The sequence below is a fragment of the Treponema sp. genome (genome assembly GCF_017430385.1).
Lineage (GTDB): Bacteria > Spirochaetota > Spirochaetia > Treponematales > Treponemataceae > Treponema_D.
Window position 1 is genome coordinate 1 of sequence record NZ_JAFRNB010000152.1, and the last position, 19,523, is coordinate 19,523.

Annotated in this window: 18 protein-coding genes; 12 read left to right on the forward strand and 6 right to left on the reverse strand. The window is 42.9% G+C overall.

Annotation, left to right across the window (positions count from 1 at the left end):
- The first annotated feature begins 214 nt into the window (after positions 1 to 214).
- Positions 215 to 1,825: an RNA polymerase factor sigma-54 gene (rpoN, locus tag IJJ71_RS11755; protein WP_296847246.1), complete on the forward strand. Its 1,611-nt coding sequence runs from the start codon at positions 215 to 217 to the stop codon at positions 1,823 to 1,825.
- 124 nt (positions 1,826 to 1,949) lie between these two features.
- On the opposite strand, the gene IJJ71_RS11760 is transcribed toward rpoN, so the two are convergent.
- Positions 1,950 to 2,831 carry a PHP domain-containing protein gene (locus IJJ71_RS11760; RefSeq protein WP_296847247.1) on the reverse strand — a complete coding sequence of 294 codons (882 nt, stop codon included), beginning with the start codon at positions 2,829 to 2,831 and terminating at the stop codon, positions 1,950 to 1,952.
- Positions 2,832 to 2,896: 65 nt separating this feature from the next.
- Here IJJ71_RS11760 and IJJ71_RS11765 point away from each other — a divergent pair, with 65 nt between their 5' ends.
- The gene (locus IJJ71_RS11765; RefSeq protein ID WP_296847249.1) at positions 2,897 to 4,147 is read left to right on the forward strand and encodes a Crp/Fnr family transcriptional regulator; all 1,251 of its coding nucleotides are present in this window, start codon (positions 2,897 to 2,899) and stop codon (positions 4,145 to 4,147) included.
- A gap of 34 nt (positions 4,148 to 4,181) precedes the next feature.
- Here the strand turns inward: IJJ71_RS11765 and IJJ71_RS11770 are convergent, their stop codons facing one another.
- The 3 genes from IJJ71_RS11770 to rnhA all read right to left on the reverse strand — a co-directional run bounded on the left by IJJ71_RS11770 (position 4,182) and on the right by rnhA (position 7,061).
- A complete protein-coding gene (locus IJJ71_RS11770; protein WP_296847250.1) occupies positions 4,182 to 4,844 on the reverse strand; it encodes a hypothetical protein in 663 nt (220 codons plus the stop codon).
- A gap of 195 nt (positions 4,845 to 5,039) precedes the next feature.
- On the reverse strand, positions 5,040 to 6,182 hold the full coding sequence (locus IJJ71_RS11775; RefSeq protein WP_296847251.1) for a DUF8086 family protein: 1,143 nt from the start codon (positions 6,180 to 6,182) through the stop codon (positions 5,040 to 5,042).
- 426 nt (positions 6,183 to 6,608) lie between these two features.
- A complete protein-coding gene (gene rnhA / locus IJJ71_RS11780) occupies positions 6,609 to 7,061 on the reverse strand; it encodes a ribonuclease HI (RefSeq protein ID WP_296847252.1) in 453 nt (150 codons plus the stop codon).
- A 64-nt stretch (positions 7,062 to 7,125) separates the two neighbouring features.
- Between rnhA and IJJ71_RS11785 the strand changes: the two genes are divergently transcribed.
- The 7 genes from IJJ71_RS11785 to IJJ71_RS11815 all read left to right on the forward strand — a co-directional run bounded on the left by IJJ71_RS11785 (position 7,126) and on the right by IJJ71_RS11815 (position 11,164).
- Positions 7,126 to 8,412, forward strand: coding sequence for a M18 family aminopeptidase (locus IJJ71_RS11785; RefSeq protein ID WP_296847254.1), 1,287 nt, complete (start codon positions 7,126 to 7,128; stop codon positions 8,410 to 8,412).
- Positions 8,413 to 8,621: 209 nt separating this feature from the next.
- Positions 8,622 to 8,819, forward strand: a complete 198-nt coding sequence (locus tag IJJ71_RS11790) for a hypothetical protein (protein WP_296847256.1) — start codon at positions 8,622 to 8,624, stop codon at positions 8,817 to 8,819.
- On the forward strand, positions 8,806 to 9,147 hold the full coding sequence (locus IJJ71_RS11795; RefSeq protein WP_296847258.1) for a type II toxin-antitoxin system PemK/MazF family toxin: 342 nt from the start codon (positions 8,806 to 8,808) through the stop codon (positions 9,145 to 9,147). Before IJJ71_RS11790 ends, IJJ71_RS11795 begins: the two co-directional genes overlap by 14 nt.
- Before the next feature lie 117 nt (positions 9,148 to 9,264).
- Complete coding sequence (locus IJJ71_RS11800) at positions 9,265 to 9,570, forward strand: DUF2442 domain-containing protein (RefSeq protein ID WP_296847260.1); 306 nt, start codon at positions 9,265 to 9,267, stop codon at positions 9,568 to 9,570.
- A gap of 47 nt (positions 9,571 to 9,617) precedes the next feature.
- Positions 9,618 to 10,109, forward strand: coding sequence for a hypothetical protein (locus IJJ71_RS11805; RefSeq protein WP_296847261.1), 492 nt, complete (start codon positions 9,618 to 9,620; stop codon positions 10,107 to 10,109).
- Positions 10,106 to 10,465, forward strand: a complete 360-nt coding sequence (locus tag IJJ71_RS11810) for a GIY-YIG nuclease family protein (RefSeq protein ID WP_296847264.1) — start codon at positions 10,106 to 10,108, stop codon at positions 10,463 to 10,465. Before IJJ71_RS11805 ends, IJJ71_RS11810 begins: the two co-directional genes overlap by 4 nt.
- A 45-nt stretch (positions 10,466 to 10,510) precedes the next feature.
- Complete coding sequence (locus tag IJJ71_RS11815; RefSeq protein ID WP_296847265.1) at positions 10,511 to 11,164, forward strand: SIMPL domain-containing protein; 654 nt, start codon at positions 10,511 to 10,513, stop codon at positions 11,162 to 11,164.
- Positions 11,165 to 11,491: 327 nt separating this feature from the next.
- Here IJJ71_RS11815 and IJJ71_RS11820 read toward each other — a convergent pair whose 3' ends face one another.
- Positions 11,492 to 12,805 (reverse strand): ATP-binding protein, encoded by a 1,314-nt coding sequence (locus IJJ71_RS11820; RefSeq protein WP_296847267.1) that lies wholly within the window; start codon positions 12,803 to 12,805, stop codon positions 11,492 to 11,494.
- 360 nt (positions 12,806 to 13,165) lie between these two features.
- Here IJJ71_RS11820 and groL point away from each other — a divergent pair, with 360 nt between their 5' ends.
- The 3 genes from groL to IJJ71_RS11835 all read left to right on the forward strand — a co-directional run bounded on the left by groL (position 13,166) and on the right by IJJ71_RS11835 (position 18,143).
- A complete protein-coding gene (groL, locus tag IJJ71_RS11825; protein ID WP_296847269.1) occupies positions 13,166 to 14,797 on the forward strand; it encodes a chaperonin GroEL in 1,632 nt (543 codons plus the stop codon).
- Positions 14,798 to 15,085: 288 nt separating this feature from the next.
- Complete coding sequence (locus IJJ71_RS11830; RefSeq protein WP_296847271.1) at positions 15,086 to 16,228, forward strand: YibE/F family protein; 1,143 nt, start codon at positions 15,086 to 15,088, stop codon at positions 16,226 to 16,228.
- A gap of 55 nt (positions 16,229 to 16,283) precedes the next feature.
- Positions 16,284 to 18,143 carry a bifunctional metallophosphatase/5'-nucleotidase gene (locus tag IJJ71_RS11835; protein ID WP_296847273.1) on the forward strand — a complete coding sequence of 620 codons (1,860 nt, stop codon included), beginning with the start codon at positions 16,284 to 16,286 and terminating at the stop codon, positions 18,141 to 18,143.
- A 64-nt stretch (positions 18,144 to 18,207) separates the two neighbouring features.
- Here IJJ71_RS11835 and IJJ71_RS11840 read toward each other — a convergent pair whose 3' ends face one another.
- Positions 18,208 to 19,476, reverse strand: coding sequence for a deoxyguanosinetriphosphate triphosphohydrolase family protein (locus IJJ71_RS11840; protein WP_296847275.1), 1,269 nt, complete (start codon positions 19,474 to 19,476; stop codon positions 18,208 to 18,210).
- Positions 19,477 to 19,523 lie beyond the last annotated feature (47 nt).

Here is a 19,523-nt window from a genome sequence, read left to right on the forward strand (position 1 = left end):
CCTTATCCTGAGTGTACTGGTCACAAGCAATCACCGACCAAGATTTTAAATCAACATTTTTAGGCAGCAAGATTTCAGGAATCTGCACACCGTAATTTTCAAAATTTTTCATAATGCAAAAATTATAGCACAGCCAAGATAAATTGGAAACTGCAAACATTCTCTTCAGTAATTTCTAATTCCTAATTTCTAACTTTTGTTGTATAATTGACTTATGCCCGATTTTCCGCAGATGTCGATGCAGCAGCGAGTTTCTCAAACAATGTCTCAGGCTCAAGTTCAGAAGATGAGCCAGACTCAGATAATGTCGCTCAATCTGCTTGCCATGAGCGGGGCTGATTTACGGAACGAAATTTATTCTTATGTGGCCAAAAATCCTGCTCTGGAGATAAAATCTGATTCATTGGAAACAGGCGTAAAATCTTCGCACCAGGAAATTTCGGCTTCATCGAGATTTTCGGACAATACGCGGTACGGCACGGCCTCGGCTTCGGGTACGGCAGCAAGCGACAATTTTCAGGCAGCACTTGAAAGCAACGCAGACGAACGCGAACCGTTGACAGACCATCTTGAACATCAGCTAAATTCAATGAAGCTCACTGACGAAGAAAAATCCCTCTGCCTCAAGCTGATTTACAATCTCGACGAAAAGGGCTTTCACATTCTTGCGCCAATTTCATTCTTGAATCCAGAAAATCCGCTCCATACCGAAGAATTTTTGTCACGCTGTCTCAACATTGTGCAAAACCTTGACCCAATCGGCACTTGCACCAACAATTATCGCGAAAGCCTTTTTGTTCAGGCAAAGATTTCCGGCATGGCGAGCGATTTAAGCCTTTTTCTTCTGGAGTCACAGGAACATTTTGAATTCTTAAATCCGCCACAGCCACAAAAAATCCAGAAAAAGATTGCGGAATATCTTTCAGAGCAGAAAAAACTCAAATTCAATCAAAAAGATGGAATTTCGCTCTCAAAAGACGACTTTTCTATCGAAGAGATTTACAATTCACTTGATTTTATCCGCACGCTAGACCCCTACCCTGCCCGAAATTTCGGTACGAGCCAGACGAATTTCATTTCGCCGGATGTTATCGTGACAAAAAATCCTGATTTTGAAGAAAATCAGAATGGAGAAGCGGAATTCACCGTCGCTTATGCCCGCGAATTTTTGCCAAAACTTGAAATCTCAAAAGAATATACATCGCTCATAAAATCAACAGAAATCAAGGACGGAGACACGAGCGAGCTATCAGAGCGCAAAAAAGCAGAGCTGAAATTCGCACGAAACAGCGTGAACGAGGCAAAAGTTTTCATCGAAAGCGTTCTGTACCGAGAAAGCACGATTCTCAAAGCCGCTCAGGAAATCGTGTCGGCTCAAATCCAGTTTTTCAGGAAAGGAGCAAGATTCTTAGCCCCATTGCGCCAAAAAGACATCGCAGAAAAACTCGGAGTGCACGAAACGACAATCTCACGCATGGCAAGCTCCAAATATCTCGCCTGTGAATGGGGAATTTTCCCAATCGGCTACTTTTTCACGAACGCCGTTTCCGCAGCAAAGCCGAAAACTGACTCAAAAGAGCAATCAGAAGAAAATCAATCCGCAGTTGCAAGTGGGAAATCTCAAACGACCGAAAATGCGCCACTCTCAAAAGAAAGCGTAAAATACGAAATCGCACAAATTTTGGAAGAGCACAAAAACGACAAAAAAGCCCTCTCCGACCAAAAAATTTCAGACATCCTGGCCGAAAAAGGAATCAAAGTAGCCCGCCGCACAGTCGCAAAATACCGCGGCGAATTGAACATAAATTCCAGCTACGAAAGATAGGCGGGGATTTTAAGGGGGGAAGTGAAGGCTGAGCCTGAACTGTACCCCTTAGGCGAGAGGGGTGCGACACAACGAAGTGTGGCGCAGGGGAGAGACCTCTCCCCTTTCCATTGCTGACTGCTAATTATTTGCACCATTCTGTTTCGCGGAAATCAAAATCTCCAAGGTGCGGTGCAAGTTCCTCAAACCAGAAACGGTCGTCAATCTTACGGTCGCCGCTTGTTTTGCCCAAATGCCTGTCCGCGCGCACGCCTTTTCCGTGAAAATCACTGCCGGCCGTGACGAACATTCCGAGCTTGTGAGCAAGTTCTTCCAATTTAAAGCCCTCGTTGATTCGGGCAGCCGGATGCCATGCTTCAAGGCCTTCGACACCGTGACTTTTGATTTTTTCGATTGTCTCGTCCATTTTGCCCCAGGAAACATAAAGCGAAAGAGGATGCGCAAGAACCGGGATTCCGCCCGCACTTCGGATTGCTTCGACCGCGACATCCAAATCTTCGCCGTCGTGAGAAACATAATAAGGCCGCCCCTTTCCCAAAAATCTGTCGAACGCATCCTGACGATGCTTTACCTTGCCAATTTTCATCAAAAAACTTGCAAAATGCGGACGACCAATCTGACTTTCACTGAACATTTCTTCAATTTGCTCATAGGTGACTTCAATTCCGTCCTTTTGCATCCGCTCAACGATTTCCTGATTGCGGTTCCGCCGGTTTTCCGTTGCCATTTCGACGACATCCTGCAATTCCTTTGAATTTCTACGCAAGCCCATTCCAAGAAGATGAAATTCCCCGCTCGGCCAGCGGATGTTGATTTCGATTCCAGGTACAAAAATTATTTCGCTGTCACTTTCGGCACAAACCTTTGCGGCCTCACTCAGTCCGTCGGTTGTATCGTGGTCAGTCAATGCCCAGACTTTAAGTTTTTTGCTGATTGCATATTCTGCAGATTCTTTTGGTGAAAACATTCCGTCCGATGCGGAAGAGTGAGAATGTAAGTCTATCATGAAGAAAATAATAGCATAATTTTAAGACTTGTGTTATACTGTATTGTAGGAGTTTAAAAAAGATTATGCCAAAAGCGATGTCCTATACAAAGGGTTCAATTATTTACTTCGAGGGCGATACTGATGACCGCGTTTTCATTCTCCAGAAAGGTCATGTTGTTATCACATCGACGGATGTTGAAACAAAAACTCAGACAAGCGAACAGATAAGGCAGGGGGAATTCTTCGGCGTAAAGTCGGCAATCGGACACTTCCCGCGCGAAGAAACAGTAATGACACTCGATGAAGCCGTTTGTATTTCAATGTCATCTTTGGAATTCGAAAATCTTTTCAGCAACAACAAGCAGCTTATCATGAAAATGCTCCGCGTTTTCTCAAACCAGTTGCGACAGATTCATAAAAAAACAGAAGCCGTTATGAACAATAACGAAAGCTTCAACCAGATGGACGGACTTTTTGGCGTCGCAAAGGCTTTCTACAATGATGAAAAATGGCAGAGCTGTGAAGATGTCTGCAAAATCTACCTTAGACTTTATCCAACCGAAGCAAACAATAAAGAGCTTAAGGAAATGCTCTTAAAATCAAACGCTTATGTACAAAAAGGAATTTCCAGCGCAAATGCAGCCGAGGAAATGGCTTCGGTACAGAGCGGCGGTGCTTCAATCAAGATGTTCGAGCTTCCTGCATTCAAACGATTCCAAAAATCTTACGAAAACGGACAGGTTATCATTTCTGAGTTCGAACGAGGCGAAACTTTCTATCTCATTCAGAGCGGCAATGTTCAGCTCACAAAATGTATCAACGAGACAAACAAAAACCTCGACATCCTTAAACCAGGCGAATTCTTTGGCGAAATGGCAATTCTTGACAACACTCCTCGTTCGGCAACTTGTGTCGCACGCGGTCATGTTGAATGTCTCGAATTCAACAAGGCAAACTTCGAGATGCTCATCACGGGCAACCCGCAGCTCGCACTCATCCTTCTCAAAATTTTCTGTAAGCGAATCTACGATCAGAAACGCCGCCTGAGAATCCTCGTAATTTCTGACCCGCAGGCTCGTCTGGCCGATGTTTTCTGTATGTTCAACGAAATGAACATGAGTTCTGGTGTTCCTTCTGCGGACCGCAGACGCAAGTTCTCTGTAACAGAGTCAGACATCATTCATTGGTCAGGACTGCCGGCACAAACAGCAAAAGACGAGCTTAAACGCTTCGTTGTTTCACGCAAAATTGAAATCTTTGACACATACATCATCGTAAACAACATTGCTGATATGCAGCGAATCGTTGAATCTAGGGCTGATGTAAAGAAATAAAATTGCAAGGTGGTTGAGAAATCAACCACTTTTTTTATTTGTAAGAAAGTTTAAAGGCAAGAGAGAAAATCATTCCGTCCACGCCGTTGCCGTTCATAAGCGAGCCTAGAGGAATATAGGTGCGGAATTCGCCGCCGATTTTCCAAATTTCAGAAAGAATGTATGAATATGAAAAAGCCAGCTCCGGGTAAAGGAAGTTCAAATCTTTGAAAAATGTGTCGTTGATGCTTGAAACATCATCACTGGCCTTTGTTTTTGTGTCGCGGTTCGGGTCGTCCGGGTTTACGCCATTTGAAAGAATCGCATGGCGGGCAAAAATGCCTAAGCCGCCACAAGCAGAAAGAAGATGTTTTTGAGATTCGCCGGCTTTCCAAGTGTAGCCGCCGGTCAAATCAATCATCGCAGAAAGTGCCGTGGCCGTGCGGTTCTCAACTTCGGCTGGCTGTGCACGCTCGCCATCCCAAAGATAGTAATTCGTGAAGAAGGAAGCCTGCGCTTCGATAAGGACATTGTTTTTCAGCCAGAAATCGCCGCCAATTCCAAGAGAATAGCTAACCGGGCTGGGAGCAGACTTTGTGTGGTCGTCGGTGTTGAGCATGAGTTTTGGGCCAAGCGTGAAGAACAAATCTTTTTCCACTGCGGAAACGGAAGTGAGAAAAATCAGAAAAATGCTCGCGAATACGAAAAATTTCTTCATAAGCCAATGCGCAAGGATGAAACAAAAAACACATCCTTGTGTTTTTTGTTTTCACGAGAAAATTCTGTTCACCTAAAGGCAAACAGAATTTTCTCTCTCTCCTTATCCCCTGCATCCATGCAGGACATTTTACAAAGCAAGGGAGCAAGGGCGGAACACCCGACCGCTGCTTGTCAGCGGGTGCGCCCTTATATTTTACTCTTTGTAGAATAATTTTTCCATATCGACGGTGAGGAATCCTGAGCGGCCTGTTTTGTAGAAGTCGCTTTCTTCCCATGAGACAATCAAAAATCTTCCGCTGATGGCAAAGGCCTGATATGAGTAGCGGGGCGGAAGTTTCGGGAGACGGAATGCGATTGTCTTGCCGTTGTTTATGAGCGGATGGCCGTCGAGGGAGCCTGCAAAATATGTCGTGCCGTCGCCGAAAACAGCGCAAATCCAGTTGTCCTTGATGATTGCGTTTGCGACATTGCCGTCGTCATTGTTTCCGTTCTCAAAATATCGCGGGGAACTGCCGCCAAAATCATGGCAAGTTAGCAAGAAACTGAAATCTTTTGGAATTGATTTGAGCAGATTTTTTAGCCGAACTGGGGCTTTCGAGAAATCTTCGGGCGTTACAAGATTTCGGTAACTGGTCTCGCTGATTTCTGAAACCGTGATGCTGCCAGAACTTTGGCTTGAGAACGGCTGAACGCTTGCCAAATCCACGAGCGACTTCCACTTTATATAATGGAAAGAAACTTTGTTGTTTTTGGTTGATTTTACCGAGCTGAACCAGTCCGTGCCATCAAAGAATGTGCCTGTGACCTCACCCGACTGCTCAATGTTAAGCTCGCCGTAAGTTATGACCGGGAAGAACATTTTCTGATCGACTTCAAGCCGGATGATGTGGCTCTGGCTCTGATTCTGAGATTTGTTTGCGGCCTTATTGAAAAATGAATTTTTTACGAGCGTGAAATATGGAACTCCGCCTTCAAAAACAAGATTGCCTGCTGTTGACTCCGAAAAAAGCTGGTAATCCTGAATCAAAGTCGGAGAATCGGTGTCATCAAAATAGAGCGCGCCCAAGTGATTCACCAGCATGATTGCCTTGCCGTCCGCGGTGACATTTGCATCGCAGATTCGGACGCTTTCAGTCCACGGCTTGAGCGACATAATTGAAGAACGCTGAGGCAAATCAACTTCAACGAGCGCATCATTGGCAAATGAAAACCATTTGTGGTCGCTGGATTTCTGCTGCATCTGCATAGGCTCTTCCGAAACCGGCTTTTTTGTGCCACAAGCCGTGAGCACAATGCAGAGCGAGAATATAGTGAAGGTAATTTTCGACAATCTCATAAATATATTATCGGAGGAAGTAAGTGGAAAGTTGAAAGAGGAAAGTGGAAAATGGAAAATGGAAAATGGAAAATGATTTTTCTGTGAATAAGCAAAAATGGTCAAGTAGAAGAAGTCGCCCGAAAATGCAAAAAAATGCGCGGAATCGGGGTTGCAGAGCCGGCAGCAAATCTATATCTATGCCGAAGCAGGAATGGCAAAGTTGAAGAAACAGCCGAAAATGCAAAAAACAGGCGTAGACGAGGTTGCGGCAAAAAGTCTATATCTATGTAGAAGCTGGAATGGCAAAGTTGAAGAAACAGCCGAAAATACAAAAAAATTGGACTGTGGGACGCAGACAAAAATTAAGGGGGGCCCCCGTGAGGGGAGAATCCTTGATTTTTGTCGTTGCTGGGACCCGCAGACCAATTTTTTTGTCTTATCAAGTTAATTCTTCAACTTAGACATTTCTTGCTGACAAAGCTGGTCGCATCTCTCGTTATATTCCACACCCGCGTGACCTTTTACCCAGTTCCATTCCACGTTGAGGGCGGAATTGAGGGCATCAAGTTTTTGCCATAAATCACTATTTAAACGTGGTGTCCCCCCCTTCGTAACCCAACCTTGTTTTTTCCAATTGTGAATCCAGGCCGTGATGCCGTTTTTGACATACTGGCTGTCGGTGTTCACTTGGATGGGACAATTTCTAAGCCGCTCAGTGTTGTAGATTGCCGTGAGCGCGGAAATTGCGGCTGTAAGTTCCATGCGGTTGTTTGTAGTGAGTTTTTCGCCGCCACTCAGTTCGCGCGCCTCGCCTTCCGCGATGACAACGCAAGCCCAGCCGCCCACGCCAGGATTTCCCCAGCATCCGCCGTCGGTATATACGATGATTTTTTCCATTGGTTCATTTTAGTGAAAAAACATGGGATTTACAAATAAAAAGTCAAAATGTTAGAATTACCACATGGCAAAAAATGACAAAATTATAGAAGATTTATTCGATTTTATAAAAAACAGCCCCACTAGCTTTCACGCGGTGGCAAATATCCGCGAGATTTTAGGCAAGAACGGCTTTACGGAGCTTTCTGAATCCGAGCCGTGGGTTATTGCTCCGGGCGGAAAGTATTTTGTTTCCCGGAACGGCTCTGCATTGATTGCATTTTGCGTGCCGAAAGACACTGACTCTGGCAAAAACGCGTTCATGCTCTGCGCCTCTCACAGCGATTCACCGTCTTTTAAAATTAAAGAAAATCCTGAGCGAAAGGAAGCTGGCTGCGTAAAGCTCAACGTTGAAAAATATGGCGGAATGCTGGTTGCTCCGTGGTTTGACCGGCCCCTTTCTGTGGCGGGGAGAATTGTTTTTAATGATGGCGGCAAAATCAAAGAAAAACTCGTCTCGATTGACCGTGACCTGCTCGTTATTCCAAATCTTGCGATTCACATGAACCGAGAGGCAAATGAAGGTCACAAAATAGATTTGCAGAAAGAGATTGAGCCTGTGCTTTCACTTTCCGAAAAAGCTTCACTTCTTTCTATTATATCTGAGCAGGCTGGCGTTCCAAAAGAAGACATTCTGAGCCACGACTTGTTTTTGTATGCACGAACGAAGCCGACTAAATGGGGTGCGGAAGAAGAATTTATCTCAGCCCCTCGCCTCGATGATTTGGAATGTGCATGGGCGAGCTTACAGGGATTTTTGGCGGCGAAAAAACAAGGCGCGATTCCTGTTTATTGTCTTTTTGATAATGAGGAAGTTGGTAGCTCGACTCGTCAGGGCGCGGATTCAACATTTCTTTCGGATACGCTCGAACGCCTTTCGGAAAAACTCGGCTGGTCTGGCGAAGAATACAAAATCGCGCTCTCAAAAAGTTTTATGGTCAGTGCGGACAATGCTCATGCCGTTCATCCGAATTATGCCGAAAAAGCTGACCCGGTAAATCGCCCGGTCTTGAACGGCGGAATCGTAATCAAATACAATGCGGCTCAAAAATACACTTCGGATGCGGTCACATCGGCTTTCTTCAAAATGATTTGCAAAAAAGCAGGCGTAAAGTATCAGATTTTCACGAACAACTCAAATATAGCAGGCGGAAGCACGCTCGGAAACATCAGCCAGAATCATGTTTCAGTTCCCTGCGTGGACATAGGACTTGCACAATGGGCAATGCACTCGCCCTATGAAAGCACAGGCGCGGAAGATGTGGAAAGCATGATAAAGGCGATTAAGGCCTTTTTTGAAGAAGAAGTTTGATAAAATTGATTCATAGCCAACAGGCGGGTCAAGCTGGCTGTGTTATAATGCAAATTTATCAGCCTATTATCCTATCTTAGTAGAAGTATCTGAAATTTAAGGCAAAACATAGTAGCTGTTGTACGTATCTTTGCGCCACAAATTTAAAAATCTCTTGATTTTACTGATTTTTTAAAAAATTGTGGTATAATGATTTTTGGAGGTATAAAATGTCAGATTTTGCTTTTGCAGATTTTTCAGAACAAGTGCTTTCTCTTTCGTACGAACAGACAATTATATTGATGGAAAAAATGTTGGAATCATTAAAATCAAAACGACTTGCTGAAGATTATACAGAATTAGAAAAAAACATGACAAGAACTTCCATGAATGCAATGTGGGAGGAACTTAAAAATGACACATGGTGAAATCTGGCTTATTGATTTTGGCGAGCCGCTTGGAAGTCTTCCGTCTAAACTTCGACCTGCTGTAATAATGCAAAACGACTTGCTAGGAATAAAAGATTTGAATACAGCTATTGTTATTCCATTTACTTCAAATCTTGATCGAGCTGATTACGAACCTAACGTTCTTTTTAAGAAAGAAGAAACGGGGCTTTCAAAAGATTCTGTCTCTGTAATTCATCTTGTAGGTGCAGTAAATAAATTCTGTTTTGACAGAAAAGTTGGAAAACTTTCAGAAGAGAACTATCAAAAACTTGTCGAAGCTGTCGTAAAACTTATCTCAGATAAATAATATCGCTTAATCCTGGGCTAGGGTATGTAGCCCCCATAAATTTAAAAATTTTTTCTTGTCGATTTTTGGAAAATATGTGAATTCGTGCTATAATAATCTTTGAGGAACGAGACCACTATGCACGAAGAAAAAGGTATTGTGTATTCAGATAATCCCGAAAAGTTATTGACTGTTCTTGATGTAAAGCATTTGTACGGCGGAGTTTATTTGTTAAAATTTTCAGATGGTGCAGTGAAATTGTTCGACACCACGATTTTGAAAGGTGAAGTGTTTGAAATCCTAAAGAATCCAGAAATTTATGAAAATCCAAAACTAGAATACGGAATCGTAACTTGGGATGATGGGAAAATTGATTGCTCTCCAGACTTCATGTATGAAAATGGATATGAATATAATACGAAAGATGTAATTTCTGTTGCATAATTGTTTGTTAGGCGAACGGGCGCACTGGGGAGCTTAGGTAAGTAACAATGGATTTCATTTCACTTTTAGAAAACGAGTATAAATTAGATACATCCAAAAAAGGTAAATTCGTAAAACATGCAAGTAGCGATTTAGATTTACGAGATTTGTGGAAAAAAGGTAAAATCGAACTGTATCAGTCTTTTCAATCAAAAGATGTTTTCAACTGTGATTATATCATATCGTTTATTGGTGAACCAAACGATAAAGCAAGATTTATAGGAATCTATGATGTAATTGGTAAAAAAAATACAGATATAGATATTTCAATTAAAGATAGAGAGTCCGTATTCGCACAAGAAGCAGATACATTTTATGAGCTGAAGAAAAGAAGTGGATTCGAAGATATTGAAGGCAGAATTATTATAACTTGGGGTGGTTCAAAACAATGGCATCATTGGGTCGATAAAACAAAAAAAGAAATTTGGAAAGTTTTACCACCGGGTTATGAAAAAGATTTTCCAGGAATTGATAAGTTATCATCGATTTTCCAGAAATGAAAAAAATCTTCACAGACAAAGGAAAAGAAGGTAATCCAGACTGGTACTCAAATTTAAGTAATGTAAAGGGCGTTTATATAATCCTGGATAAACTAACAGGAAACCAATATATCGGTTCTGCTTATGGCGAAGAATGTATTTGGCAAAGATGGTGCACTTATGTAAAAACAAATGGCACCGGTGACAATCAGAAATTGAAAGAACTTATAAAACTGGATCCTAATTATGCAAATAATTTTCAATTCTCGATTCTAAAAACTTTACCCAAGGATTCTGAAGATAAAACCGTTATTTCTGAAGAATCTTTTTTGAAAAAGTGTCTTGGAAGTAGAGTTTGGGGATTAAACAAGAATTAAGGAAATACAAAATATCGTTCTTAAATTACAATTTGTGGAGGAATTATGACTAATAGAACAATTGTTATCACTGGAACATCGAACCTCAATGTAAAAACAGACTATGTAAGGATCAACTTCGATATTGATAAAAAGGATTTATCTTACGAAAAAACTTTATTGTTATTAACAGAACAAATTAACGCAATTACAAATATTGTCATGAAAAATGGTTTTGCTAAAAATGATTTAAAGACAACAAACTTCAATATAGAAAAAGATACGAAATATGATAACAGGACAAAGGAATATTGTTTTGTCGGATATAGGGCTCAGGAAACCTTAAATCTATCATTTCCAATTGACAATAAAAAAATAAATTCTATTCTTCAAGATATATGGACAGAAGTAAAAGATGTTGAATTTAATATTTCTTTTTATTGCAATAATCCAAATAAATATGAAAATGAACTCATAAAATTGGCAGTAGAAGATGCGAAACAAAAAGCATCCCTGATTACGGGTACAATAGGTGTAAAACTAAAGCAGATAGAAAAAATAGACTATTCATTTTCGGAAATCCATGTAGACAATACTCTGGAGTATGATTTAGCTCCAGAAATATGCTGTCAGGAAACAACTATCGGTGGTATTCCAGATATGGATCCTGAAGATACAAAATTAAACAAAAGCATTACAATCGTTTGGGAAATAGAATAAAATCCCATAACACAGCTTCAAATCCGATAAAAACTTTGTCACAAAAGTTGCTCTTCGTGGCTTTACGCCACCGCAACTTTTGCGCCAATTCTGCCGTTGGCAAAACTTAGCCCTGGGCTAGGGATTGTAGCAGCGCGTCAGCGTTCGCGAAGCGAATGGAGCGGATAGCGGAACTGCGGAAAGCCCGACCCTCAAAAGCAAAGTAATTGTGCACTATAGCGCGCCATGGAGGGCGCGTTCTTAAAAAGACAAAAAAATCCGCGACAACTCGAAGAGTTGTCGTTACGACATGGATGTCGAGGGTAGCCCCCGAATGTGCGAAAATTTTTACATTTCTTCCATAGAAAGGCCGGCGATTTCATGCTTGTAGTTGGGGAGATTTTGCATGAAGACTTCTGCTTTTGTGCGGACTTGCTCAAGGTCGATTTTTTTGGACTGGCGTTTGATTTCGTAGATTTTGCAGGATTTTTCCAGATCGTTTACCGCGATGATGTCGATTTCGTTCTGGGATTTTTTGTCCCACCAGCCGCCAATTTTTGTCAGGCCGCCTTCCTCAAGAATTTTTGCCGTAAAATAATGCTCCAGAGTTTTGCCGGTGAAGGTCTCGTAATCGCGGAGAATGAACTGCTTTAAAATGTCATAGTTGCCAAGTTCGACCAGATACTGATGCGTAAAAATGAAGCGGAAGTAAAACCTCATGTACTCGTCGCAAATCTGCCAGCGTGCGTTACGGCTTTCGGCTTTTGACAGAAGAGGCCGGATTTGCTCGATAACGCCGAAGATTTTTTGAAGGTTTTGCAGATAGGCGCCTGTATTTTTCTGAATGATTGAGTCGATTTCGCTCTGGCTCGTGTGCCCGGTTGCGATTGCCTGCAAAATTGAAAAATATGTTCCATAGTCCTTGCCGATTTCGCTGATGAGAATGTCGCGGCCATCTGACAGGAAGGGGGAAGCCATATTGCAGACCGAATCAATCATTTTTTCTTTTGTGGTTGCACCGGCGTACATCAGAAGGAAAATGTATTTTGCGACTCCGCCGGAAAGCATGTAAAGGCAGAGTAAATCCTCCTGCGTGTAATCCGGGTTGAAATCCCTGAGGATTGTCTTTACGACGGACGGTGTGAAAGGCTTTAAATGGATTGAATGTGTTGCCCGCCCGAAAAGCGGTTCCTTTTCATTCTGGAAGATTTTTGTCATGAGCGAATAAATTGAGCCGCAAACAATCAGGTTGATTTTGGAAGATGATTTTTGTGAATCCCAGATATTCTGCATCTGGCTGAAAAATGCCTTGTTCACATATTCGATGTCCTGAAATTCGTCGATGATGAGCGTAAAATGAACGGTCTGAGAAAAAATCATAATCTGCTCAAAAAGGTCGGAAAGATTTTCGATATTGCCGAAAATTTTCAAGCCGATGTTTTCTTCAAGGATTTTCTGCCACTGGGTACAGAGAGATTTTTCGGAAGTTCGCGAGGTAAAAAGATATGCGCTTTTTTTGCCGCTGATAAAGCGTTTGAGAAGCTCCGTTTTGCCGATTCTGCGGCGGCCGGAAAGCACCGTAAAGCAGGCATTGTACTCGGACTGTCTTTCGATTTGCGAAAGAACTTCGATTTCGTTTTTTCTGTCGTAAAAAGCTTGCATAGGGGCCTCGGTTTTTAATGGTGATTAATTTAATGGTCATTAAGTTAATGACTATTATAGTAGTGCAGGAAGGGGAAGTCAAATAAAAAAATTGTATAAAATTTTTCTTGTCGATTCTCCTTTTTTTTATTATTTTTATTGCATAAGAAATTAAATGACGGCTCGGATTTTTCAGAAATCTAGCTGATAAGGAGATATAGAAGGAAAACAGCCTAAAATATCGTCTGTTTTCCTTCCTGACAAGTTTTCGTTGAAAACTTGCTCCATTTACTGTCGCTCCTCATTTCATTGCGGAGCGACTTAAAAAGCCAGTTGAAAGTTGAAACTTTCTGCCTGACTTTTTATAGGAGTACAAAAAAAATGGCTAAACAGTTGATTTTCAATGAAGAAGCTCGTAAAAAGATGCTTTCTGGCGTTGAGCAGATTGCCCGCGCTGTAAAAGTAACTCTCGGACCTTGTGGCCGACTGGTTATGCTCGACAAAAAATTCGGCGCACCAACAATCACAAAAGACGGTGTTTCTGTCGCAAAAGAAGTTGAGCTCAAAGATCCTTATGAGAACATGGGCGCACAGCTTGTTCGTGAAGTTGCTTCTAAGACAAACGATGTCGCAGGTGACGGAACAACAACAGCTACAGTTTTGGCTTATGCTATCGTCCGTGAGGGACTCAAGAGCGTTTCTGCCGGAATGACTCCAATTGAAATCAAACGTGGTATCGACAAGGCAACAGCAGTTGCAGTTGAGGCTATCAAAAAGAACAGTCGTGCAGTTAAAGGCAGCGATGACATCACTCATGTCGCTACAATTTCTGCAAACAACGACCCTGAGATTGGTAAAATCCTTGCTGACGCAATCGAAAAGGTTGGCAAAGACGGCGTAATCACTGTTGAAGAGTCAAAGAACATGGACACAACTGTTAAGACTGTTGAAGGTATGCAGTTCGACCGTGGATATATCTCATCTTACTTCGTTACAGACCGTGAGCGCATGGAAGTAAACTACAACGACGCTTTCATTTTGATTCACGACAAAAAAATCTCTACAATGAAAGACCTTCTCCCAGTTTTGGAGAAAGTTGCTCAGACAGGAAAACCACTCGTAATCATCTGCGAGGACATGGACGGCGAGGCTTTGGCTACTCTCGTTCTCAACTCAATCCGCGGTACACTCAAATGCGTTGCTGTTAAGGCTCCAGGATTTGGTGACCGCCGAAAGGAAATGCTCCAGGATATCGCAATTTTGACTGGCGGTACTGTAATTTCTGAGGAATTGGGCTTGAAGCTTGAGACAACTGAACTTGCTCAGCTCGGTCAGGTTAAGAGCGTCAAAATTGACAAAGACAACACAACTTTGGTTGACGGTGCTGGTGCAAAAGACGCAATCGCTGCCCGCGTTGCAGAAATCAAGGCTCAGGTTGAGAAGTCAACTTCTGAGTACGACAAAGAGAAGCTCAAGGAACGCCTGGCTAAGCTCTCTGGCGGTGTAGCAGTAATCAACATCGGTGCTATCACAGAGACAGAGATGAAGGAAAAGAAGTTCCGCGTTGAGGATACTCTTGCCGCAACTCGCGCTGCTCTCGAAGAAGGTATCGTTTGCGGTGGTGGAATCGCCTTGATTGAGGCTGCAAAAGCTCTCACAGACGACGCTGCAAAAGATTTGACTGAAGAAGAGAAAGTCGGATTCCGAATCGTACGCCGTGCTCTTGAAGAGCCAATCCGCCAGATTGCCGAGAACGCAGGAATTGACGGTGCCGTTGTTGCAGAAAAAGCAAAGAACGAGAAGAAAGGCACTGGTTACAATGCCCGCACAGGCAAATGGGTTGACATGATGGAAGACGGTATCATCGACCCGGCCAAGGTAACTCGAAGCGCACTCCAGAACGCAGCAAGCGTTGCCGGAATGCTCCTCACAACAGAATGTGCTATCACAGACATTCCAGAGCCACCGGCACCAGCTGCCGCTCCAAACCCTGGTATGGGTATGGATTATTAGTAAGCAAGGAAATTCCTCGAGTTTTCGCAAGAAAACTCGTTAGCTCGCGCAAGCGAGCATGGAATGGGAATGGATTACTAAACCTCACTGAGGACACAGAGGACACAGAGAGAATAATGAAAGGGAAAGACTTTCGTAATTCTGAAAGCTCTCTGTGGTCTCTGTCCCTCTGTGAGAAATTTCATTAAGGCTCGCTCCGTTTGGGGCGAGCTTTTTTATTTGCAGAATCACGCTCTATGAAGAACCGCCTCTATTTTCAATTTCTCCGATTTATCATATACTAAAAAGATGTTCTCGCTAAAAAAAGAATTGCTTGCTGCAGTCTCGACTTTTTTTGCAGTCGCTCTTATTGTGTTTTTTGCTCCCAAAATTACCGAGCAGTATCGGCATCGCTCGCAGTTCAATCAGCAATTTGTTTCGGGAACGGTTATTGCTATCACGGAAAATAATATAGAAGAAGATCCTTTTGTTGACGGCCGCTTTCTTGGCAATCAGAAAATGCGGGTCCGCATCAATGAAGGCGAATATGCCGGGCAGGAATTTAATTCCACGAACACGCTTGGCTCTCTCCGAAGTGCGGTCGCCTACGAGGGTTTGACGGCCGTTTTCGCAATACGGATGGATAAAAACAATCAGCCCGTAGTCTGGCTCTACAATTACAAGCGCACGCCTTACATTTATTTATTGTCCGCCGTTCTTTCAGCACTGGTTCTGCTTATCGGTAAATTCAAGGGGCTGCGAAGTCTGCTCGCATTGCTTTTTACAGGAGCCGTTGTTCTTTTTATAATAGTTCCGTGCATGTGGTCGCCTCATCCGGCTTTGATCGCTATGCTTTCACTCGTGCTTGCCTGTGCGGTGAGTTTCATTCTTATTGCGGGAATCAGCAAAAAATCTTTGTGCGCGGCGTCTGGAACTCTTTGCGGTGTCTTTCTTGCGGGGCTGATTGCGTTTGTTTTTGGCAAAATCATGAATCTTTCTGGCGTAGATATGGAAAAGGGCGAATCTTTGCTTTATCTGGCACAAAACAGGGATTTCAAAATCACTTCGCTGCTTTTCGTTTCTATTTTAATTGCTTGCTTTGGCGCGACTATGGATGTTGCAGTCTCTGTTGCCAGCAGTGCCGAACAGCTGCACAAGGCTGATTCTTCCATGTCAGTCAGCAATTATTTTTCAGCAGTTCTTTCTGTCGGAAAAGACATTATCGGAACCATGACGAATACTTTGATTCTTGCATTCTGCGGCTCTTCTCTTCCGCTCGCGATGATGATTTGGGGCTATCAGATGGATTACATGCAATTCATTAACATTCCGCTGATTGTTATCAATATTCTGCAAGCTTTGGCGGGGTCAATCGGCATGGTTGCAAGTGTTTTCTTCACGGCATTATTTTCGATTCTTATATTCAAACGAGGTGTTTTGCACAGTATTTAAAAATTCTTTAAATACAAAAAAATATTTATTTCCAGTAATCGATTTAGGAGGTAGTATGATTCGAGTTGGAAAAAAATTGGCTGCCGCATTGGTGTTGACCAGTGCGTTTGTAACAGTTTTTGCAAGTGGCAAAAAAGATGCTCCTGCAAAAAAAGGTTCCATCAAAGCATTTTCTTATGAAAAGAGCGGCGTTATCACAAAAAGCCAGGCAGACGGAAGTGATTCAGCTGTAATTTCTGTTGTCGCAACTTCAGATATGCACGGCCGCATCTATCCGTGGGAATACGCAATCGATGCTTCGGCAAATGGTGCAGGTTTTGCTCAGACAGATTCTGTAGTCAAACAGATCAAAGAAAAATACAACAACACCCTTTTAATCGATATTGGTGATTCAATGCAGGATAACAGCGCAGAATTGTTCATCGACAATGATGTTCATCCTATGGTCCAGGCAATGAATTTCTTGAATTACGATGTTTGGGTTCCGGGAAACCATGAATTCAACTTCGGTCTCGACTTTTTGGAGCGAAACTTTTTGGGCTTTGACGGCCGCGTTGTCTGCTCTAACATAAAATATGCTGATTCTGGAAAATTTTTCGTTCTTCCATATCAGATTTATGAGATTGACGGCGTTCGTGTTGCTGTAATCGGAAGCACAGCTCCGCATGTCACAACTTGGGAAGCAAGTGCACCTGAGCATTTCCAGAACCTTGATTTCACAAACCCAATCGATTCTCTCAAAGAGACAGTTAAATCTATCGAAGGTCAGTATGATGTTCTTGTTGCCGCAGTTCATATCAGCCGAGAAGGAGAATATGAAGAAGAAGGGAAATCTGGCGCATTCCAGATTGCAAAAGCTGTTCCTGAGCTGGACATCATTCTTGCAGGTCATGAACACGCAACATATTGCACAAAAGTAAACAACACTTGGGTTATCGAACCAGGAAAATATGGCTCACATGTTGCACTCGCTACATTCAACATGAAAAAAGAAAACGGAAAATGGAAGGTTGCTGATGTCAAAGCAGAAAATATCCCTACAAAAAATGCAGAATCTTCAAAAGCCGTTTTGGACAAATTCAAGTGGGTTGACAAAAAATCAAAGGAAAATGCAAATCAGGTTATCGGTAAAGTAACTGCTGATTTCATCCCTGAAGGAACTGACTACATCACTGGTGCAGACCATGTAACAACAATGCCTAGAGCACAGATTGAAGACACAGCTCTCATGGATTTGATTAATGAAGTTCAGATGTACTACGCAAAAGCTGAAATTTCTACAGCCGCTTTGTTCAATTTCGACCAGACACTCAAAGCTGGTGATTTCAAGCGAAAAGATGTTGCATTTATCTACAAATATGACAACACTTTGATGGGCGTAAACATCACTGGAAAAAATCTTCTTGCTTACATGGAATGGAGCGTTGATTACTACCAGAGTATTCACGATGGAGATGTAACAATCGCATTCAATCCAAATGTCCGTGCTTACAACTACGATATGCTTTCAGGCATTAACTATGAAATCGATTTGAGAAAACCGGCTGGCTCTCGAATCACAAATGCGACAATCAACGGAAAGCCTGTTGACCCGAAAGCAACTTACAAAATGGCCGTAAACAACTACCGCATGGGAACATTAATCAGCAAAGGCTGGGTAACATTGAATGACTGCTATTTCGACAGCTACAATGAAATGCCTCTCAGCGCAACAGTACGCGACCTCATCGTAAAATACACACAGGAAAACTTGAAGGGCAAATTGACTCCAAAATGTGACCACAACTGGAAAATCATCGGTTTGCCAGCTTCATTCAACGATTCTGACACAATCGCAAAAATCAAGAGCGGAGAAATCGTAATTCCATCATCAGAAGACGGACGAACTCCAAACGCTAGCCCTGTCAGAAAATAACTTAACTGACATTTTGGCCTGCCGTCGGGCAGGTCTTTTTTTTGCACAAGATTTTTCGTTTCCGCTAGAAGCTGATTATCTCGTTGAAGCAGCCGATTGCAAATTCATCCGTCATGCCGGAAATGAACTCAATCACGCACTTTTTGTAGCTTTCGTTGTCAGTTATATCAAAGACTGCGCTCGTTTCGTAATTTGCAGGCTTTTTTTGATTAGTTTTTTCGGCATAATTTGAATAGTGAAGGAGCCATTTTGTGTATTCGTCGCCGAGCCGCGGGTACGGGCTAAGCTGAAGCTCCACATTGCCCTTCTGAACGTAAATCTGAGCGCGCATGAGAGTGTTAAAAATCGTTTCGAGGATATTCCGTGCGTATTTCTGGAATTCAATGAGCCGCCAGTGATTGTAAATGTTCGCGTAACTGAATTTTTTAAGCTCCGTGATGAAGCGGAAATAGCTCTGCGAGAAGAAAAGCCCTTCGCTTGGATTGGAATTTTCGCACAAGTCAACAATCATGTCGTTAATCAGAACGCTCGGATTGACCGCCCTGCCACTCCGATGTGAAAGAGTCTTCCCGGATTTTGTCATTCCCAGAGTCTCCGTGACGATTTCGCGCAGCTGGCGGTAGCTTCCCATGTCCAGAAGATGATAAGCACGCGCATCCTGAATGTCACGCCCCAAAAAAGCAATTTTATCGCTGATTTTTACGACGCAGCCCTCCCAGGTAAACGGCTGAACCAGCCCCGGCCGTTTGATGTCGTAAAGATTGATTGCCTCTTCGCGCGGCTTTACTCCCTGCTGGTCAATTTCACCGCAATGGCAGATAATACCGTCGCGCACGGCATAAGTGAGGTTGAGCGGCCGTTTGACACCGTTCGGGTCGTCCAGAGTTTCGATAAAATCCGCAAAGAAAAGGGAATTACGTTCGTGCCAGAATTTTTTAGGAGCATTCGCGCCTTCTTTTTTGCCAAGAAGCTCGTTCAGAATGTCCTCGCCTGAGTGGCCGAAAGGTGCGTGCCCGATGTCATGCCCGATTGCGATTGCCTGAGTCAAATCCTGATTTAGCCCAAGATATTTTGCAATTGTCGAAGCCACCGAAGCCACATGAAGAACGTGTTCCATTCGCGTGCAAACATGGTCATTGTGCGGCGCAAAAAAAACCTGAGTTTTGTGCTTGAGACGGCTGTAAGCCTGACAATGAAGCAACCTCGTGTAATCGCGCTCAAATTCGCTTCGGATTCCGTTACCACGAGAATAAATCGGGATTTCGCGGGTGACAGCTTGCTCGTACTTGCGGCTTAAACAATCGCATTTTACTGACTCAAAAGAATTCTGCATGAGGATAGATTAGCACAGAAAGTGCATATTTTCCAATGAAATCACTA

Coding starts and splice junctions, on each gene's coding strand:
- rpoN (WP_296847246.1), top strand. CDS start 215: ATGCCCGATTTTCCGCAGATGTCGATGCAGCAGCGAGTTTCTCAAACA.
- IJJ71_RS11760 (WP_296847247.1), bottom strand. CDS start 2,831: ATGATAGACTTACATTCTCACTCTTCCGCATCGGACGGAATGTTTTCA.
- IJJ71_RS11765 (WP_296847249.1), top strand. CDS start 2,897: ATGCCAAAAGCGATGTCCTATACAAAGGGTTCAATTATTTACTTCGAG.
- IJJ71_RS11770 (WP_296847250.1), bottom strand. CDS start 4,844: ATGAAGAAATTTTTCGTATTCGCGAGCATTTTTCTGATTTTTCTCACT.
- IJJ71_RS11775 (WP_296847251.1), bottom strand. CDS start 6,182: ATGAGATTGTCGAAAATTACCTTCACTATATTCTCGCTCTGCATTGTG.
- rnhA (WP_296847252.1), bottom strand. CDS start 7,061: ATGGAAAAAATCATCGTATATACCGACGGCGGATGCTGGGGAAATCCT.
- IJJ71_RS11785 (WP_296847254.1), top strand. CDS start 7,126: ATGGCAAAAAATGACAAAATTATAGAAGATTTATTCGATTTTATAAAA.
- IJJ71_RS11790 (WP_296847256.1), top strand. CDS start 8,622: ATGTCAGATTTTGCTTTTGCAGATTTTTCAGAACAAGTGCTTTCTCTT.
- IJJ71_RS11795 (WP_296847258.1), top strand. CDS start 8,806: ATGACACATGGTGAAATCTGGCTTATTGATTTTGGCGAGCCGCTTGGA.
- IJJ71_RS11800 (WP_296847260.1), top strand. CDS start 9,265: ATGCACGAAGAAAAAGGTATTGTGTATTCAGATAATCCCGAAAAGTTA.
- IJJ71_RS11805 (WP_296847261.1), top strand. CDS start 9,618: ATGGATTTCATTTCACTTTTAGAAAACGAGTATAAATTAGATACATCC.
- IJJ71_RS11810 (WP_296847264.1), top strand. CDS start 10,106: ATGAAAAAAATCTTCACAGACAAAGGAAAAGAAGGTAATCCAGACTGG.
- IJJ71_RS11815 (WP_296847265.1), top strand. CDS start 10,511: ATGACTAATAGAACAATTGTTATCACTGGAACATCGAACCTCAATGTA.
- IJJ71_RS11820 (WP_296847267.1), bottom strand. CDS start 12,805: ATGCAAGCTTTTTACGACAGAAAAAACGAAATCGAAGTTCTTTCGCAA.
- groL (WP_296847269.1), top strand. CDS start 13,166: ATGGCTAAACAGTTGATTTTCAATGAAGAAGCTCGTAAAAAGATGCTT.
- IJJ71_RS11830 (WP_296847271.1), top strand. CDS start 15,086: ATGTTCTCGCTAAAAAAAGAATTGCTTGCTGCAGTCTCGACTTTTTTT.
- IJJ71_RS11835 (WP_296847273.1), top strand. CDS start 16,284: ATGATTCGAGTTGGAAAAAAATTGGCTGCCGCATTGGTGTTGACCAGT.
- IJJ71_RS11840 (WP_296847275.1), bottom strand. CDS start 19,476: ATGCAGAATTCTTTTGAGTCAGTAAAATGCGATTGTTTAAGCCGCAAG.